Genomic DNA, 234 nt, shown 5'->3' with positions numbered 1-234 from the left:
CACCCCACACCATATCACCACCACACACTAGAGCACCACGATAAACAATATTACTACGACAAACAAGACAACCAATATAAACAAGACAACCAAGATAAACAAGACAAGCAAGATAAACAAGACAAGCACGACAAACAAGACAAGCAAGATAAACAAGAAAAGCAGGCCAAACAACCAAAACAAGAGAAACAAGCAAAAAAACACAAAGAAGGAAACCAAGGAAAAGCGGGAAAC

1 protein-coding gene is annotated in these 234 nt (G+C 38.9%); it reads left to right on the top strand.

Going from position 1 to position 234, the window contains the following annotated elements; genetic code table 11:
* On the top strand, positions 1-234 hold a 234-nt coding region (locus JDS80_RS31125), incomplete at both ends, for a hypothetical protein (protein ID WP_199640846.1).

This window comes from Bacillus cereus group sp. N8 (assembly GCF_016483685.1).
GTDB lineage: Bacteria > Bacillota > Bacilli > Bacillales > Bacillaceae_G > Bacillus_A > Bacillus_A proteolyticus.
The sequence above is the reverse complement of the archived record's forward strand: the minus strand, read 5'-3'. Positions and strand labels throughout refer to the sequence as shown.